Origin of the sequence: Arthrobacter sp. JSM 101049, assembly GCF_041679245.1 — a bacterium.
Lineage (GTDB): Bacteria > Actinomycetota > Actinomycetes > Actinomycetales > Micrococcaceae > Arthrobacter_H.
The window spans coordinates 238,955-254,399 of the sequence record NZ_JBGFFC010000002.1; the positions used below are offsets into that span (position 1 = coordinate 238,955).

Sequence of the window (15,445 nt, forward strand, 5' to 3'; positions counted from 1 at the left end):
TACTGACCTCGGGTGACACGACAGCGACCGAAAGTCCCTCCTCCCGGTCGCTGAAGATGGGTTCTTCTCCTCTTGGTGAGGTGCCCATACTCAACCGTAAGCCAGGGTCCCCAATAATCAAGCCCCCTTCAGGCTCTTTTCGTGAACTCCGTCACGTCGGGCGCCTGGTCGAGGCCCGGACCGACGCCGGAGGACGCGGTTCCGGTGCCTTCATCGCCTCCCCGGTCCTGTCCGGTGCGTCCTCGCGCCGGCGCGGCGCCGCGGTGGCGGCCAGGACCGCCGCGGACTCGACCGCGGCACCGGCCAGCCGGAGGCTGCGGTAGCCGCGCGCCAGGGTCGACCCGGTGGTCAATACATCGTCCAAGAGCACGACCCGGCGGCCCTGCAGGGCGTGGCCGCCACGGATCTCCAGCTGTGCCGCGGTGCTCGAGCGCGCGCGGCGCCCCTTGGACTTCTGCTCGCCCATCGCCCAGGGCGCACGCGACCGGACCCGCAAGGCATGGACCACGACGACCCCGGGTGGGAGCAGGTCGCGGTGGACGATCCACTGCAGGAGCAGGTCCACCGGGGCATAGCCGCGGCGGGCGCGGGCCAGACGAGACGAGGGGATCGGCACCAGCGCAACCGGTCCGGGGCCAGGTGGCACCGCCGCCCGGATGGACCCGGCAAGGGCCGGCCCCAGCACGCCGGCCAGGGACACCCGCTGCCGGTCCTTGAACGCCAGCACCGCTGCGGAAACCTCCCGGGCGTAGGGCCCTGCGGACAGCACCCGCAGCGGTTCCCGGCCATCCAGCAGGGGCAGCCCCTCGGCTTCGGCCTGGGCCTCGAAGGGCCTGACCGTCGCGGTCCGGAACGCGCGGCGGCAGGCCGGGCACATCACCGCATCCGGGCGCCGGCAGGCGATGCACTCACTGGGCGCCACCACGGCCGCCAGCTCGGCCAACGCACCCAGCGGGCCGGTGGTCCAGGGGGCAAAGGCCAGGCGGTCGAGGCCGCGGGCCAGTCGGCGTGGAACAGCGGGGTACTCCATGGCCCCATGGTGCGGCCGCGGCACCGGGCGGGCAAGATCCCGCCCGGCACCGGTGGACAAGCGGTCCCGCCGGCGGGACGCGGGATCGGCCTATCCCGGATAGGCCAGTTGGGTGGCCTGGCCTTCCCGCTTCTTCCATGTCGAGAAGACCCGGGAGTAGACCCCCTCCGGCGTCTCCGCGTAGACCGTCCGCTGGTCGCCCGGACCGGCGGAGATGTTCGTCATGCCCAGCAGGGGTTCGAAGGTCGTCGTCTTGCCGTCGAGGGAGAGCTCCTCGGCCTGGACCACCTGCGAGTCGCTGGGCTTCATCACGATCACCGAGTCGGAGGAGTTCCACACCCCCACGGCCACCGGCACCGACGCCTCCAGGCGCAGCGGGTTGGTGAACCCGCGGGGAACACCCTCGCTGTCACGGATGATGCCGGTGACGTAGACCCCGGCGTCACCGTCGATGGTGGCCACGACCAGGGCACGTGCGCCGTCCGGGGAGACCCGCAGGGAGGTGACCTTCGCCTGCGCCATCCAACCGGCGTTGACCAGCCGCGAGGGGCCGTCCTTCTCCGTGTCCGCTGGGGTGGCCCGGATGCGGGTGCGGCCGTCGTTGCCGACAGTCCAGGTCCAGCCGTGCACGTCGATGCTCGGTTGCAGCAGGTTCTTGCCCGTCACGGCGACCCGGGCGACCCCGGACTCGTCGACCGTGATCATCCGGGTGCGCTTGCCGTTGAGAAAGGCGTAGCGGTTGTCGCTCGGAGCCATGGCCGGATCCCGGGGATCGTAGCCCGAGATGTCCTCGATGCCGCCCACGGGCACGACGCCGTTGCCCTGGTAGAAGACCAGGGTCTTGTCCGCAATGGCGATCTGGGTGTTCGGCACCGAGGCCTCCACGATCGCCTTCGTGAACCCGTCGGCCTTGTGGCCCAGACTCACTGCACGCTGGCCAACGGTCATGGAGACCGAGCGGATGTTCTGCACCTGGCCCAGGGTGAGTTCGAGCTGCTGCTGCATCAGCTGGCGCTGCAGCTCCGTGGCGTCGGTGAACGTCGATTCGTTCAGGTCCACGGTGGCCCGGCGGGAATCGATCGGCACGGAGGCCCTGGCCAGGGCGCTGCCCTCGGGGAACGCACTGGTGACCGCGTTGCGCAGGTAGGGCGCCGGCCCGGCCAGCAGGGAGGAGACGATCGTCGCCGGCACGCCTTGGCGTTTGGCGAACCAGCGGTAGTCCGCGATCGCGTAGGTCTTGGTGGCGTCATAGAAGTACAGCGGATAGGCCGAGAACAGGACGGCGAAGTTGCCCTCCTCGATCATGGTGCCGTTGGGGACCTGGGAGAGCCGCCATTGCCCCTCCACCTTGACCAGCTGGATGTCGGCGGAGACCGTGCTCTGGCCCTCCTTGCGGGTGAGCAGGCCGTGCTCGTCGATGCTGGAGGTCGCGGAGACCTCGACGGTGTAGCTTCCCTGCTCGACGTTCTCCACGATGTTCGGCTCGGAGGCGTAGACGATCGTGCGGTCCGCGGCCCGCCATTCGCGCGACAGCTCCGGGGCCAGGTATTCGCGGGCGACGCTGTAGTCGTCCTTCGGGGCGATGCCGGCCCGGAGGAAGCCCTCGATGATCTGCTGCGGGGAGGCGTCCTGGGGCGGACCGGGCGGATCGAAGGTGTAGTTGAAGTCGGATTGCCCGGCCGCCTCGGGGGCACTGGTGCCCACCGGTCCGGAGGTCGGGATGGAGGCGCAACCGGTCATCGCCAGCAGCACGGCGACCAGGATGGCGAGCATCCCCGTGGTGCGGGCCCCGCCGTCGTTCGGTGTCCGGTGGCTAGGCATGTCGTCCTCCCTGGTCGGTACCGGGTTCGTCATCGGCGATCAAGTCCTGGTCCGGATCCGCGGCCTCGTCCGGTTCCGCCGGCGGGGCCACGGCCCGCTCGGCCGGCGGGACCGCGCGCAGGATGTTCCCCGGCAGGGCGAAACCGGCCGAGGGCAGGGTCGGCAGCGAGGCGGTGTGCGGGCTGGTTTCCTCCGCCGAGAGCGCCTGGCCCAGCGCCAACTGGGACCGGGGCGTCAACGGCAGCGGCGAGGAGCCCACCGGATCGCCCAGCGTCCGCGGCAGCGTCAGGCGGAAGCAGGCCCCCTCGCCCTTCTGCCCCCATGCCTGGAGCCAGCCGCCGTGCAGGCGCGTGTCCTCCGTGGCGATGGATAGCCCGAGCCCGCTGCCGCCGGTGGTGCGCGCGCGGGCCGGATCGCCGCGCCAAAACCTGTCGAAGACCCGTGCGGCCTCGTCGGGGTCCATGCCGATCCCGTGGTCGCGCACGGTGACGGCCACGGCGTGCTCGTCCTGGGCGACGGTGATGTCGATCGGGTTGCCCTCGCCGTGTTCGACGGCGTTCATCACCAGGTTGCGGATGATGCGTTCGATGCGGCGCGGGTCCATCTCGACCATGCACCCGTCCCCGGGGACGTGCACGCGCAGTTCGGAGCCCAGGTTCTCGGCGTGCAGGCTCGCGGTCTCCACGACCCGGCGGACCACCGGGACCAGATCCAGCACCTCGGCGTCGAGCAGGGCCACCCCGGCGTCGAAGCGCGAGATCTCCAGCAGGTCGTTGAGCAGGGTCTGGAAGCGCTCGACCTGGTTGTAGAGCAGCTCGGCCGAGCGCCGGTTGATCGGGTCGAACTCCGCGCGGGCGTCGTGCAGCACCTCGGCGGCCATGCGGACCGTCGTCAGCGGGGTGCGCAACTCGTGGGAGACGTCCGAGACGAAGCGCTGCTGCATCTGCGAGAGCGTGGCCAGCTGGGTGATCTGGTCCTGCAGGGAGGTGGCCATCCGGTTGAACGAGGTGCCCAGCCGGGCGATTTCGTCTTCGCCGTGGACCTCCAGGCGTTCCTGCAGCTCGCCGGCGGCCAGCTTCTCGGAGACCATCGCCGCGTTGGACACCGGGCGGACGACGAGCCGGGTGGTGTACCAGGCGATCCCGCCGGTGACGCACAGCAGCAGGAAGCCGCCGATGGCCAGCACGCGGTGGATGAAGTCCAGGGTCTGCTGCACCGATTCGAGGTCGTAGACCAGGTAAAGGGCGTACTCCCGTCCCGGCGGGAGCTGGACCTTGGTGCCGAAGGCCAGCCCCGGGGTGTCGTAGGTCGCGTGCGGGAAGCTGATCGACTCCCAGTAGACCCCGGGATTGTCCCGCACCGTCATCGACAACGACTCGGGGATCACCGCCGTGGTCAGCCCGCCGCTGGCGGTGTTGGTGACGTAGATGTTCTCCGAGGACGGCAACGGGGTCAGGATGAAGTCGCGCTGGACGCTGGCCCCGTCGCCCTGCACCAGCTTCAGGGTGTCGTTCACGAACGCCACGGTGCTGGACCGGTCGGTGGTGGCCGCCGATTCGAAGTTCGACTTGACCTGGTTCAGGCCGCGGACCGACTCCTCCTGGACCTGCCTGAACCGTTCCTGGAACAGCCCGTCGGCAATCTGGTTGGACAGGAAGATCCCGGCCCCCAGCATCGCCAGAGCGGAGAGCAGCACCGTGGTGGCCACCGCCCGCAGCTGCAGCGACCGGCGCCAGGCCGTGACCAGGCCGCCCCATCGCGTTGCCAGGCGTTCGGTCAGACTGTGGCGGCGCGCCGGTGCGGCAGGCTGCGGATCCCCGGGTGGTTCCGCCGCCGGTGGTGCCGCGGCGGAGGTCTGCATGCTCAGCCTTGGCCGGCCTTGTACCCGACGCCACGCACGGTGAGGACCACCTCGGGATTCTCCGGATCGTTCTCGACCTTCGAGCGCAGGCGCTGGACATGGACGTTGACCAGCCGGGTATCGGCCGCATGCCGGTAGCCCCAGACCTGCTCGAGCAGCAGTTCACGGGTGAAGACCTGCCACGGCTTGCGCGCCAGGGCGACCAGCAGGTCGAACTCCAGGGGGGTGAGCGAGATCAGCTCGCCGCCGCGGGTCACGGAGTGGCCGGCGACGTCGATCACCAGGTCGGCGATCTTCAGGGTCTCCGGGGCGTGCTTCTCCCCCGGACGGAGCCGGGCGCGCACCCGGGCGATGAGCTCGGCGGGCTTGAACGGCTTGGGCACGTAGTCGTCGGCGCCCGATTCGAGCCCGCGCACCACGTCCGCGGTGTCGGACTTGGCCGTGAGCATCACGATCGGGATGTCCGCCTCGGCCCGGATCAGCCGGCACACCTCGATGCCGTCCATGCCCGGCAGCATCAAGTCCAGCAGCACCAGGTCGGGCTTGACCTCGCGGAAGGTGTCCAGCGCCTGCGCGCCGTCATAGCAGAAGACCGGATCGAAGTCGTCGTTGCGCAGCACGATGCCGATCATCTCGGCCAGCGCCTCGTCGTCGTCGACCACCAAAACTCGGGCCTTCATGACACCCCTTTTCCGTTTCCACGTCCCGCCGGCATCCGGCGTCGCGTCCAACAATCCTGCACACCACTATAGGGGTCGGCGGTGTGGCCCCGACGGCGGCGCACCGCATCCCGCTACGCTGGATGGACAATGACGCGATGCGAGGGGCACCAACGCCATGACTGACCAGCCAAGCACTCCGCCCGGGGACTCCGGGCCCGGCGCAGAGAACGGCGATGCCCCGGCCCAGGACGCCGGCCAGGGCGCGGACCGCACGGCTGCCTCCGGGCAGCCTGCCGGACAGTCCAACGGGCGGCCGGCCGGGTCCTTCGCTCCGCCAGCCTCCCCCGGCTGGCAGGCCCCGCCGCAGCAGGGCTGGGGTGCCGCCGGACAGGGCCCGGGTGTCCCGCCCACCGGCGCCTGGGGACAGGCCCTGCCCGCTCCGGGCACGCCGGGGGCAACGGGGATGCCCGGTGCACCGGAGCCCGCCGGCTACGGGCAGACCCCGGGGCCCGGCGGGCAGCCGGGTGCGCCCTGGGGCTACGCCCCGCCGCCGAAACCCGGGGTGGTGCCGTTGCGCCCGCTGGGCATCGGGGACCTGCTCGATGGCGCCTTCCAGACGATCCGCCGCAACGCCGGCGCCACCCTGGGGCTGTCGGTGATCGTGCAGCTCGTCTCCGGGATCGCCGCGGCCCTGTTGACGCTGCCGCTGTTCTCCGTGGTCGGCACCCCCGAGGTGCTCAGCGGCGCCGACCCCGACTTCGGCGCCCTGGCCGGCTCCCTGCTCACCCTGCTCGGCGGCAGCCTGCTGGCCGGCCTGGTCTCGGTGTTCCTGCTGGTCATCGTCCAGGGCGCGGTGACCATCCCGGTATTGCGCGCGGTGCTGAACCGCAAGACCGGCTTCGGCCAGGCCTGGCGGATCCTGCGCCCGGCGATCGGGCGCCTGCTGCTGGTGGCCCTGCTCTACCTGGCCGCCGGGCTCGCCGCGTTGGCCCTGTGTGCCGGCATCGTCACGCTCGTGGCCCTGAACGCCGGCTCCGGGGCGGCCTTCACCACGGCCGCCATCGTGCTGATCCTGGCCATCCCCACCGTCGTTTGGGTGTGGGTCCGGCTGGCCTTCACCGCCCACGCCGTCGTCGCCGAGCGGCTGAGCGCCCCCCGCGCCCTGGCGCGTTCCTTCACCCTGGTGAAGGCCTCCTGGTGGCGCTGCTTCGGGATCCTGCTGCTCACCGCCATCATCGTCGGGGTGGTCGCCAGCCTGATCACCTCCCCGCTGAGCATGGCCGGCGGCATGATCGGCGGCTTCGTCGCCCCCGAGGACCCGACGGCGATGGTCGACTTCCTGGTCAAGTTCAGCTTCATCACCACGATCATCACCGCCATCGCCACCGGCCTGGGCTTCGCCTACCAGTGCGCGGTGACCACGCTGCTCTACACCGACCTGCGCATCCGCCGCGACGGGTTCGACCTGGCGCTGCTGCACGAGTTCGACGCCGGCATCGACGCCCCGATACCGGGACTGGCCCCGGCACCGGGGACCGGGTACGACGCCGGTGCCCCCGGAGCACGCTGATCGCATGCCCCTGCCCGTTCCCGGCCCCGCGACGGCCCCGGTCTACGACCCGGACCGCGAAACCGCCACCGGCGACCTCGCCCGCGAGCTCTCCCGCACCGAATACGCCCAGGCCCTGCCCAACCCGATCCTGGAGTTCCTCGGGCGGCTGTGGGACGACTTCGTCGCCTGGGTGGAATCGCTGAACGCCCTGGCCCCGAACCTGGGCTGGCTCGTGGTGCTGCTGGTGCTCGCGGCGGTGGTCGCGGCCATCGTGCTGTTCGTCCGACCCCGCTGGCACCGCACGGCAGCCACGCCGGCGGCGGACGGCGCCCCCGTGGGCCTGGATGCCGCGCTCGGCGCCGAGGCGTACCGGCGCCGCGCGGACCGCGCCCTGCTGGCCGCCGACTACGCCACCTCGGTGCTGGAGCGCTTCCGGGCGCTCGTCGCCAGGGCGGAGGAGCGCACGCTGCTGGATCCGCAGCCCGGCCGCACCGCCACCGAGGTCTCCGCAGCACTGGGCCGGGCCTTCGGGGCGGACGCCGGGGACCTGCAGCAGGCCGCGGCGCTGTTCAACGCCGTGCACTACGGCCACCACGAACCCACCCCCGGCGACGCGCGCTGGCTGGCCGGACTCGAGGAACGGCTCTCCACCGCGACCGCCTCCGACGGTGCGGCCCCCACGCTGGCGGTGCCGCGGTGACCGGGACCGAACCGCCCCGGCTCCCGCGCCGGGAGGCCGACGGGCAGCGCCTGCTGCAGGCCGAGGCACCGGAGCCGGGGGGCGCAACGTGGCGCCGCCGCTGGCGGGCCGGGCGGCTCTGGGTCGCCCTCGCCGTGCTGGCCGGGCTCGCGGCGCTGTACTACGGGCTCTCGCAGGGAGGTGCGGACAGCCGGCCGCTGAGCCCGGAGAACCCCGCCCCCGAGGGCGCCCAGGCCGTCGCCCGCGTGCTGCAGGACCACGGCGTGCAGGTGGTCCAGCCCGCCGGATTCGAGGCGGCGCTCTCCGCGCTGCGGGCTGCGAACGACCGTGCGGACGGGACCGCCACCCTGCTGCTGGACGACGACGGCGCGTACCTGGACCAGGACCAGCTCGCCGAACTGGCCGGCGCGGCCCCGCGGGCCGTCCTGGTCACCCCGGGCAGCCGGGAGCTGCGCGCGTTCGCCCCCGGCATCCACCCGGCCGGCGTTGTCCCGGATGACGCCGCCTCCCCCGTCGACGCCGGCTGCCCGCTGGCCGCGGTGGCCGAAACACGGCAAGCCGCGGCGGGAGGGAAGATGTACCGCGCCGAGCGGGGCTGCTTCGCCTACCCCACCTCCGCGGGAACGGCCTTCGGCTACGCCGTGGAGGGCACGACGACGGTGCTGGGCAACCCGGACTACCTCGCCAATGGGCAGGTGCTCGCCTTCGACCATGCCCCGCTGGCCCTGCGCACCCTCGGCGCCACCGGCACCCTGGTCTGGTACCAGCCCACCGTCGCCGACCATGTCGCCACCGGCCCGGCGGCCTCGCCGTTCGAGCTGCTGCCGGACTGGGTGGGCCCGGCACTGGGCTGGCTGATGGTCGTGGGGGTGCTGGCGATCTGCTGGCGTGCCCGGCGCGACGGGCCGCTGGTGCCCGAGCCGCTCCCCGTCGTCGTGCCCGCGTCCGAGACCGCCGAGGGCAGGGCCCGGCTCTACCGTGACGCGCGCGCCCTCGAGGCGGCAGCCGCCGCCCTGCGCTCGGCCTCGCTGGGCCGGGTGGCCGCGCACCTGCGGCTCGGCCACGGCACGACCGCCGATGCCGTCGTCGCCACCGCCGCCGCGGAGTCCGGGCTCCCCGGTCCCCGGCTGCGGCGCATCTACTTCCCCGGTCGGCTCGGCAGCGAGGCAGCCCTCGTCGCGTGGGCCCGGGAACTGCACACCGTCGAAAAGGAGATCGGAATCCCGTGAGCGAAGAAGTCAGCGAACAAGTGAGCGAACAACCCCAGGAAGCCACCGCGGCCCGCCAGGCGCTGCTCGACGTGCGCCAGGAGGTCTCCAAGGCGGTGGTGGGCCAGGATGCCACCGTCACCGGCATGCTGATCGCCCTGCTGGCCGAGGGGCACGTGCTGCTCGAAGGCGTGCCCGGGGTCGCCAAGACCCTGATGGTGCGCACCCTCTCGGCCGCCCTGGCCCTGGATACCAAGCGGGTGCAGTTCACCCCGGACCTGATGCCCGGCGATGTCACCGGCTCGCTGGTGTACGACGCGAACACCTCGGAGTTCAGCTTCCGGGAGGGGCCGGTGTTCACCAACATCCTGCTGGCCGACGAGATCAACCGCACGCCGCCGAAGACCCAGGCCTCGTTGCTGGAGGCCATGGAGGAACGCCAGGTCAGCGTCGACGGGGTCTCGCGGGCGTTGCCGCGGCCCTTCATGGTCGCGGCCACGCAGAACCCGGTGGAGTACGAGGGGACCTACCCGCTGCCCGAGGCGCAGCTGGACCGCTTCCTGCTCAAGCTCACCCTGGAGCTGCCGGAGCGCGACGACGAGATCGAGATCATCCGCCGCCACGGAGCCGGCTTCAACCCGCGCGACCTGGCCGCCGCCGGGGTCACCGCCGTTGCCGGGGCGGGCGACCTGGCAGCAGCCCGCCGCGCCGTCGCCGCCGTCACGGTCTCCCCCGAGGTCATCGGCTACGTCGTGGACATCGTCCGGGCCACGCGCACCGCCCCCAGCTTCCAGCTGGGCGTCTCCCCGCGCGGGGCCACCGCCCTGCTGAACACGGCCCGGGCCTGGGCCTGGCTGTCCGGGCGCGACTTCGTGGCCCCGGACGACGTCAAGGTCCTCACGCTGCCCTGCCTGCGCCACCGCGTCGCCCTGCGCCCCGAAGCGCAGATGGACGGGGTCGGCGCCGACGACGTGCTGCAGTCCATCCTGGCCACCGTGCCGGTTCCCCGCTAGGCCGGCATGGCGCTGCACCGGCGATTCGTGTGGCTGGCCCTGGCCGGGCTGGTCCCCGTCGTGCTCTGGCCCGGCGGGTGGACGATCGCGGCCACGCTGTGCGTGCTGCTGGCGCTGGCCGGGCTCGATGTGGCCCTGGCGGCGTCCCCGCGTTCGGTCGTCCTCGAGCGGGCCATCCCGCGCAGCGTGCGCCTCGGCGAGCCGGCCACCGCGCATCTGTACCTGCGCAACACGGCACGACGGCGGATGCGCGGGTCCGTGCGCGATGGCTGGCAGCCCTCGGCCGGGGCCACCGGGAACCGGTTCGCCCTGGACCTGCCGGCCGGGGAGCGCCGCGGCTTCGCGATCGGGTTGCTGCCGGTGCGCCGCGGCGACCTGGCCGTGCACCACACCACCATCCGCTCCACGGGTCCGCTGGGCCTGGCCGCCCGGCAGGCCACCCACGCCAGTGCCGGCACGCTGCGCGTGCTGCCGCCCTTCCACGCCAAACGCCACCTGCCCTCCAAGCTCCAGCGGCTGCGGGAGCTCGACGGCCGGGCCGCGATCCAGGTCCGCGGGGCCGGCACCGAGTTCGACTCGCTGCGCGACTACGTGCGCGGCGACGACGTGCGCTCCATCGATTGGCGGGCGACGGCCCGGCGGCAGAACGTCGTGGTGCGCACCTGGCGGCCCGAGCGCGACCGGCGCGTGGTGATCGTGCTGGACACCTCGCGGACCTCGGCGGCCCGGATCGCCGACGAACCGCGGCTGGACACCGGCATCGAGGCGTCCCTGCTGCTGGCCGTGCTGGCCGAGCGCGGCGGGGACCGGGTGGACTTCCTGGCCTACGACCGGCGGCCGCGGGCCCGCGTCGAGTCGGCGTCCAAGGGCGTGCTGCTCACCCAGCTGGTCGAGTCGATGGCGCCGTTGGAGCCCGAGTTGATCGAGGCGGACTTCTCCGGGCTGCCGGCGCAGGTGCGGGCCATCTCCACGCACCGCTCGCTGCTGGTGCTGCTCACCGCCCTGGATTCGGGGGCCGTCGAGGAGGGCCTCCTGCCGATCCTGCCCTCGCTCACGGCCCAGCATGTGGTGGTCATTGCCGCGGTGCGCGACCCGGAGCTCGACGCCCGGAGCCGGGAGGTCGGCGATACCGCCGCCGTGTACCGGGCCGCCGCCGCGGCCCGTGCCCTGCAGCAGCGCGAGGCGCTGAAGGCCCAGCTGCGCGCCGTGGGGGCCGAGGTCGTGGACGCGCCGCCGCAGGAGCTGCCGCCCCTGCTGGCCGACACCTACATCCGGCTCAAGGCCACCGGGCGGCTCTGAGGTCCCGCATCCCCGGCGCCGCTGCCGTGCCGGGCCAGGCCAGGCCAGGCCGACGCCGGGCCGGGCGCTGTCAGTGGGAGCCGAGGAACTGCAGGACCCGGGCCAACATCGTGTCGGTGGCCCCGGCGTCGTACTCGGCGGTGGAGGAATCGGCGAAGAAGTGCGCCCCGCCCGGGTAGAGGAACATCTCCCCCTGGGCGGCCTGCCCGATGAGGTCGCGTGCGGCATCGATGTCGCCCGAGTCCACGAATTCCGGGTCCGTTTCGGCGGCATGGATCTGCACCGGGACCCCCTCGGGCCAGGACGCCGAGAACTCGGTCACCGGCACGCAGGAGGCGATGAACAGCGCGCCGGCCGCCCCGGGCCGGGTCTGCGCGAGCTTCTGGGCCGGCAGCACGCCCATCGAATACCCCGCGTAGACCAGCCCCGCCCCGAGACCCTCGACGGCGGCCGTGCCGCGGGCGAGGACCTCCGCGAAGCCGATCTCCTCGGCGGCATGGTGGACGCCGGCCTCGAGCGTGTCGAACCGGGCGCCGTCGAACAGGTCGGGGGTGTGCACGGTGTGCCCGCCGGCACGCAGCAGCTCCGCGAACTCCTCGATCCCGGGGGTGAGCCCCAGCACGTGGTGGAATAGGACGACGTCGGCCATGGTGGTTCCCCTCGGGTCGGTCTGCGGTCTGTCGGCGGCCGGTGGGCCCCGTCCCAGAATGGTGCAATTCGTGCAACACGACAAGGCCCCCGGCAGAGCCTGCCCGGTAGCCGGCGCGTCCGTCATCGACTACGCCGCGACGGCCCGGCGGCTGGGCTGGGGCGAGCTGCCCGCAGCGGTCCGTGCCCGGGTGGCCGGCTGGACCGGCGGCCGGGTCGGGTCCGTGCAGCTGGCCGGAGGCGGGTTCACCCACGGGTTTGCCGCGCTCGTCGACGGGCCGCGCCCGCTGTTCGCCAAGGCCATCGCACTGGATGACCCGCACATCGCCGCGGCCTACGCCCGCGAGGTGGAGGTGCTGGCGGCCCTGCCTGCCAGTGCGCCGATCCCCGCCCTGCTCGAGCACGAGGTCGTGGCCGGCTGGCAGGTCCTGGCCACCGTACCGGTCACCGGCCGCATGCCGGGTGCGCCCTGGACCGTGGAGGATGCCCGGGCCGTCCACGACTCCTGCCGGATGTCGAACACGGTGCTGGAGGCCGCGGGCCCGGCCGTCGTGCCGGTCGCGGGCACGATGGCCGCGGACTGGGCCGGGTTCCTGGCCGGACTCGAGGGCGGGCTCGAGGGCGGACTCGAGTCCGGGGCCGACGGCGGCGGCCCGCTCACGGACCACGGGCGGCGACCGGCCTTCCTGCCGGGGTGGTTCCGGGGCGGAGCGGGGGATGTGCTGGCGCGCTGGATCCTGGACGCCGCGTCGCGGGCCCCCACCGCCCTGGCGGGGACGACGCCGCTGAACAACGACCTGCGCGCCGACAACGTCGTCATCGCCCACGCGGCCCTCGGCGGGTTCGACGCGGGGACCGCCTGGATCTGCGACTGGAACTTCCTGGCCCTCGGGCCCGGCTGGGCCGACTGGGTGGCCCTGTGGCCCGCCCTGTACGACGCCGGTCTCCCCGTCGCGGAGTTCACCTCCTGGGAGCTGGCTGCCGGGGCCCAGGAGGCGGACGTCGACGCCTGGTTGTCGGTCCTGTTCCTCTACTACGTCCAGGCCGGGTCCCGGCCACCGGTGCCCACCAGCCCGGAACTGCGGCCCCACCAGCGGCTCTGCGCACGCCAGGCGCTGGCCTTGCTGGCGGTCCGGAGCGGCTGCTAGCTACCCGCCGGTGCGCAGCTGGTCCAGGGCGTCCGCCGCCTGGGTGAGCCGGTGCAGGACGCGGCGGACCGTCTGCGGGGTCGTCTCCTCCAGGCCCGGGGCGGGCAGCAGCGTCAGGGCGCCCAACGACGCATCCGGCAGCCCGAGCAGCCGGAAGGGACGGTGGACGGTGTCGACGGCCGCGGTGACGCCCGGCAGGTCGCGGAGGGGATCGATCGCCTCCAGCCACAGCTGGCCGCCGGCATCCACGAGTTCGGCGCAGCGCTCCCAGGCGGGGCGGTCGGCGTCGGCGGGAAGGCTCACGGTGTCGAAGCCGGCGGCCAGGGCATCGTCGATGACGTCGCGCCACGTGGTGCCGGTCGCGGGCGTGGAGGCAAACCCCCGCCCCGGGGACAGCACGACGGTCTCGGCCCCGGCACCGCGCAGGGCGGCCACCAGAGCCGACCACCGGTTCCCGGCCTCGTGCCGGGGCACCGCGCGCAGGCTCCGGTAGCCGCTGGCGGTGGGAATTGTCCCGCCGAGCACCCCCGCGGTGTCGGGTTCCTCGACCACGACGTCCAGCGGGCCGGCACCGGTCACCCGGGCCACGTCGCGCAGGTGTGCTGCCGCCCCGTCGGCGAGGGAGTCGCCCAGATCCCGGCGGGCCCCGGCGTCGGAGAGGATCTTCTCCCCGTGGTGCAGGGTGATGCCGGCGGCCAGCGACAGCGGGCCGCGCAGCTGCAGCTTGAGGGCCCCGGTGGCGGTTCCGGCCTCCCCGACCACGTCGGCGAGCACCCCCAGGTCGGTGGCCAGCGCGGAGGCGGCACGTCGGTGGTCGAGCCCCGGGTGGCCGGTGAGCCGCCAGCCGTGGGGCTGCACGTCGGCGTACAGCTCGGTGAGCATGGCCGCCGTGCGGCCGACGGCATCGGAGCCGACGCCCCGGGCGGGGAGTTGGACCAGGTGGGGCAGGTGCGGGTGGCCGAGTTCGCCGCGGACGATGCGGGTGGCCTCGACGGGATCGGTGCCGGGCAGCGGGCCCTGCCCGGTGGCGCGGACGTTGCTCAGCGCTCGTCGCCTCCCCCGGGGGTGCGCGAGGCCGAGATCGCCTGGTGGTGGCGGATGACCTCCTCGATGACGAAGTTCAGGAACTTCTCGGCGAAGGCCGGGTCGAGGTGGGCCTCGGCGGCCAGCCGGCGCAGCCGGGCGATCTGGGCGGTTTCGCGGTTCGGGTCCGCCGGCGGCAGCTGGTGTTCGGCCTTGAGGTGGCCGACCTTTTGGGTGGCCTTGAACCGTTCGGCCAGCAGGTAGATCAGGGTTGCGTCGATGTTGTCGATGCTGCCGCGCACATCCAGCAGTTCGTGCATGACGGCGGGGTCGACGCTGTCCGCCAGGGAGGATGCTGTGGGGTCGTAATCCCCGTCCACGGGAGGCTGGGGGTCCGGCTCGTTGCTCATGATTTCCATCCTACTGATGCCCCTGCCGATGCCCGGCGGTGTTACGCGGCATGTGCCTTGCCCCGCGGCAGGCGCCACAGCAGCACGGCGGCCAGGATGACGGGCAGGATCCATCCGGTCCACCCCAGCGGGGCGACCACGAGCATGTCCAGGTCGGTGGTGGCGGCGAAGACCAGGAACAGCCCGGCGGCGGCATTCAGCGCACCATGGGCCAGGGCCGCCGGCCAGACGCTCCCGGAGGCCAGGCGCAGCCAGGCGAAGACCGCCCCGAAGCTGGTCGTCATGCCGACCATGGCCAGCAGCCCCAGCCAGCCGGGGACGCCGGGATAGTTGTAGCCGAGCAGGATCAGCGGGGTGTGCCACAAACCCCACACCACGCCCGAGACGAGCACGGTGGCCGTCTTCCCCAGGGGTTCGAGCCGCGAGACCAGCCAGCCGCGCCAGCCGATCTCCTCCCCCAGGGCCGGGACCAGGTTGATGAAGGATCCGATCAGCACGTTGAACAGCTGCCCGGCGACCAGCAGCCAGGCGGGCAGGGCCGCCAACTGGTCGGCTGCCTGGGGCACCTGCTGGGCCATGATCGCCCGCAGCGCCGACAGGTGCGCGAAATCCGCGGGGTAGAGGCCCACGGCCGACCCCAGCAGCAAACCACCGAGCACCAGCAGGATCGGCAGCAGCAGCCCGGCCGCCAGGAACGCGATGAAGGGCCCGACCGGCTTCAGCGGCCACAGCCCCAGGCTCCGGGCGATCCCCGGGCCACCCGCGCGCTGCCCGCGCGGTTCGGCGAAGCGGACCACCAGCAACGCCGCGACGGTGGGGGTGAGCATCATCACCAGCGCGTACACGGTGAACAGCGGATCCCCGAGTCCCCGGCCGCCGATCCACAGCGGCAGGGCGACCAACCAGGCCAGCCCGTAGGCCAGCACGACGTAGAGGATGATCGGCTTCGGACGGACGGATCGCATGGGGCGGGCACCTCGGAACGACGGGATGGGGGCAGCTCCCAGCCTATCCGCGCCCGCGGTCGGCCCCGGTCCGCCGGGCCGGTGATGGCCTACAGTGGGAGGGCC

Annotated in this window: 14 protein-coding genes; 6 read left to right on the forward strand and 8 right to left on the reverse strand. The window is 73.1% G+C overall.

Annotated elements, in window-relative coordinates:
• Nucleotides 1-151: 151 nt before the first annotated feature.
• The 4 genes from AB8M85_RS06215 to mtrA form a co-directional block, all read right to left on the reverse strand.
• Nucleotides 152-1,030 (reverse strand): ComF family protein, encoded by an 879-nt coding sequence (locus tag AB8M85_RS06215; RefSeq protein ID WP_372697913.1) that lies wholly within the window; start codon nucleotides 1,028-1,030, stop codon nucleotides 152-154.
• Nucleotides 1,031-1,120: 90 nt separating this feature from the next.
• Nucleotides 1,121-2,851, reverse strand: a complete 1,731-nt coding sequence (locus tag AB8M85_RS06220; protein ID WP_372697914.1) for an LpqB family beta-propeller domain-containing protein — start codon at nucleotides 2,849-2,851, stop codon at nucleotides 1,121-1,123.
• Complete coding sequence (mtrB, locus tag AB8M85_RS06225) at nucleotides 2,844-4,712, reverse strand: MtrAB system histidine kinase MtrB (protein ID WP_372697915.1); 1,869 nt, start codon at nucleotides 4,710-4,712, stop codon at nucleotides 2,844-2,846. The genes AB8M85_RS06220 and mtrB overlap by 8 nt, the downstream gene beginning before the upstream one ends.
• A 2-nt stretch (nucleotides 4,713-4,714) precedes the next feature.
• Entirely contained in the window at nucleotides 4,715-5,392 is a 678-nt protein-coding gene (mtrA, locus tag AB8M85_RS06230; RefSeq protein WP_372697916.1) for an MtrAB system response regulator MtrA, read from the reverse strand.
• Nucleotides 5,393-5,549: 157 nt separating this feature from the next.
• Between mtrA and AB8M85_RS06235 the strand changes: the two genes are divergently transcribed.
• Genes AB8M85_RS06235 through AB8M85_RS06255 form a run of 5 tightly spaced genes read left to right on the forward strand, consistent with a single transcriptional unit; the run spans nucleotide 5,550 to nucleotide 11,146 of the window.
• Entirely contained in the window at nucleotides 5,550-6,944 is a 1,395-nt protein-coding gene (locus AB8M85_RS06235) for a hypothetical protein (protein ID WP_372697917.1), read from the forward strand.
• A 4-nt stretch (nucleotides 6,945-6,948) separates the two neighbouring features.
• Nucleotides 6,949-7,626, forward strand: coding sequence for a DUF4129 domain-containing protein (locus AB8M85_RS06240; protein ID WP_372697918.1), 678 nt, complete (start codon nucleotides 6,949-6,951; stop codon nucleotides 7,624-7,626).
• The gene (locus AB8M85_RS06245) at nucleotides 7,623-8,855 is read left to right on the forward strand and encodes a DUF4350 domain-containing protein (RefSeq protein WP_372697919.1); all 1,233 of its coding nucleotides are present in this window, start codon (nucleotides 7,623-7,625) and stop codon (nucleotides 8,853-8,855) included. Before AB8M85_RS06240 ends, AB8M85_RS06245 begins: the two co-directional genes overlap by 4 nt.
• The gene (locus AB8M85_RS06250) at nucleotides 8,852-9,847 is read left to right on the forward strand and encodes an AAA family ATPase (RefSeq protein WP_372697920.1); all 996 of its coding nucleotides are present in this window, start codon (nucleotides 8,852-8,854) and stop codon (nucleotides 9,845-9,847) included. The genes AB8M85_RS06245 and AB8M85_RS06250 overlap by 4 nt, the downstream gene beginning before the upstream one ends.
• A gap of 6 nt (nucleotides 9,848-9,853) precedes the next feature.
• Complete coding sequence (locus AB8M85_RS06255) at nucleotides 9,854-11,146, forward strand: DUF58 domain-containing protein (RefSeq protein WP_372697921.1); 1,293 nt, start codon at nucleotides 9,854-9,856, stop codon at nucleotides 11,144-11,146.
• 70 nt (nucleotides 11,147-11,216) lie between these two features.
• Here AB8M85_RS06255 and AB8M85_RS06260 read toward each other — a convergent pair whose 3' ends face one another.
• Nucleotides 11,217-11,795 carry a dienelactone hydrolase family protein gene (locus AB8M85_RS06260; protein WP_372697922.1) on the reverse strand — a complete coding sequence of 193 codons (579 nt, stop codon included), beginning with the start codon at nucleotides 11,793-11,795 and terminating at the stop codon, nucleotides 11,217-11,219.
• 70 nt (nucleotides 11,796-11,865) lie between these two features.
• Between AB8M85_RS06260 and AB8M85_RS06265 the strand changes: the two genes are divergently transcribed.
• Entirely contained in the window at nucleotides 11,866-12,942 is a 1,077-nt protein-coding gene (locus tag AB8M85_RS06265) for a hypothetical protein (protein ID WP_372697923.1), read from the forward strand.
• Here AB8M85_RS06265 and AB8M85_RS06270 read toward each other — a convergent pair whose 3' ends face one another.
• The 3 genes from AB8M85_RS06270 to AB8M85_RS06280 all read right to left on the reverse strand — a co-directional run bounded on the left by AB8M85_RS06270 (nucleotide 12,943) and on the right by AB8M85_RS06280 (nucleotide 15,340).
• Complete coding sequence (locus AB8M85_RS06270) at nucleotides 12,943-13,824, reverse strand: hypothetical protein (RefSeq protein WP_372697924.1); 882 nt, start codon at nucleotides 13,822-13,824, stop codon at nucleotides 12,943-12,945.
• Between the two features lie 158 nt (nucleotides 13,825-13,982).
• Entirely contained in the window at nucleotides 13,983-14,375 is a 393-nt protein-coding gene (locus tag AB8M85_RS06275) for a chorismate mutase (RefSeq protein ID WP_372697925.1), read from the reverse strand.
• A gap of 41 nt (nucleotides 14,376-14,416) precedes the next feature.
• Nucleotides 14,417-15,340: a lysostaphin resistance A-like protein gene (locus AB8M85_RS06280; protein WP_372697926.1), complete on the reverse strand. Its 924-nt coding sequence runs from the start codon at nucleotides 15,338-15,340 to the stop codon at nucleotides 14,417-14,419.
• Nucleotides 15,341-15,445 lie beyond the last annotated feature (105 nt).